Here is a 352-nt window from a genome sequence, read left to right as displayed (position 1 = left end):
CTGGCGTGCAACACCGTCATATCGCAGCCAATATGAACAATCGATTCGGTCATAAGGATGTACCTCATTAGGCTCCACCTCGAATCTCCACGCCTGCCCGTCCATTCCAGGGTCGTCACCAGGAACCAGCCAACCGGAAGCCTCCGCACCCTCAAATAATTGCGTTAAAGCGTTTTTTAACCGCTTCAAAGCAACCTGCATGGGCAATTGCAAGACGTCCTTGCCAAGTCTAGTTACCGCGTCATCAATGCTGCTTGCCATATCAGCGGTGGAAATCAGCTTTCTCAAACTGTCCTTAACCGGTGCGCTGGTTAATGAATCACGGAAAACGAATAAACCTCCGCCAGAAAAA

At 50.0% G+C, this 352-nt stretch carries 1 protein-coding gene; it reads right to left on the bottom strand.

Annotated elements, in window-relative coordinates:
• Window positions 1–352 (bottom strand): hypothetical protein (locus tag C7H79_RS18235; RefSeq protein WP_197714687.1); only part of this gene is annotated, 352 nt, incomplete at both ends.

This window comes from Nitrosomonas supralitoralis, from assembly GCF_003011925.2.
Classification (GTDB): domain Bacteria; phylum Pseudomonadota; class Gammaproteobacteria; order Burkholderiales; family Nitrosomonadaceae; genus Nitrosomonas; species Nitrosomonas supralitoralis.
This window is presented reverse-complemented; position numbering and strand designations above follow the sequence as displayed.